Here is a 1,394-nt window from a genome sequence, read left to right as displayed (position 1 = left end):
GGACAAGCCCTCGGCCTATTAGTACCGGTCGACTCCACCCCTCACAAGGCTTCCATCCCCGGCCTATCAACCCCGTCATCTCCAGGGAGCCTTACCCCATCAACGTGGGCAGGAGTCCTCATCTCAAAGCCGGCTTCCCGCTTAGATGCCTTCAGCGGTTATCCATCCCGAACGTAGCCAACCAGCCATGCCCTTGGCAGAACAACTGGCACACCAGAGGTCCGTCCGTCCCGGTCCTCTCGTACTAGGGACAGCCCTTCTCAAGACTCCAACGCGCGCAGCGGATAGGGACCGAACTGTCTCACGACGTTCTAAACCCAGCTCGCGTACCGCTTTAATGGGCGAACAGCCCAACCCTTGGGACCGACTCCAGCCCCAGGATGCGACGAGCCGACATCGAGGTGCCAAACCATCCCGTCGATACGGACTCTTGGGGAAGATCAGCCTGTTATCCCCGGGGTACCTTTTATCCGTTGAGCGACGGCGCTTCCACAAGCCACCGCCGGATCACTAGTCCCTGCTTTCGCACCTGCTCGACCCGTCAGTCTCACAGTCAAGCTCCCTTGTGCACTTACACTCACCACCTGATGACCAACCAGGCTGAGGGAACCTTTGGGCGCCTCCGTTACCCTTTAGGAGGCAACCGCCCCAGTTAAACTACCCACCAGACACTGTCCCCGATCCGGATCACGGACCCGGGTTAGACATCCGAAACGACCAGAGTGGTATTTCAACAACGACTCCACCCCCACTGGCGTGGCGGCTTCACAGTCTCCCACCTATCCTACACAAGCCGAACCGAACACCAATATCAAGCTGTAGTAAAGGTCCCGGGGTCTTTCCGTCCTGCTGCGCGAAACGAGCATCTTTACTCGTACTGCAATTTCACCGGGCCTATGGTTGAGACAGTCGAGAAGTCGTTACGCCATTCGTGCAGGTCGGAACTTACCCGACAAGGAATTTCGCTACCTTAGGATGGTTATAGTTACCACCGCCGTTTACTGGCGCTTAAGTTCTCAGCTTCGCCACCCCGAAAGGCGGCTGACCGGTCCCCTTAACGTTCCAGCACCGGGCAGGCGTCAGTCCGTATACCTCGCCTTACGGCTTCGCACGGACCTGTGTTTTTAGTAAACAGTCGCTTCTCGCTGCTCTCTGCGACCACCCCCAGCTCCAGCAGCAAAGCGCCTTCACCGGAAGCGGCCCCCCTTCTCCCGAAGTTACGGGGGCATTTTGCCGAGTTCCTTAACCATAGTTCACCCGAACGCCTCGGTATACTCTACCTGACCACCTGAGTCGGTTTAGGGTACGGGCCGCCACGGAACATCGCCAGAGGCTTTTCTCGACAGCATAGGATCATCCACTTCACCACAACGGCTCGGCATCAGGCCTCACCC

The 1,394-nt window shown here is 58.1% G+C and carries 1 rRNA gene; it reads right to left on the bottom strand.

Annotation, left to right across the window (positions count from 1 at the left end):
* A 23S ribosomal RNA gene (locus tag BM242_RS28285) occupies window positions 1-1,394 on the bottom strand; the annotation flags it as partial.

This window comes from Streptomyces aidingensis, from assembly GCF_900112355.1.
Lineage (GTDB): Bacteria > Actinomycetota > Actinomycetes > Streptomycetales > Streptomycetaceae > Streptomyces > Streptomyces aidingensis.
This window is presented reverse-complemented; position numbering and strand designations above follow the sequence as displayed.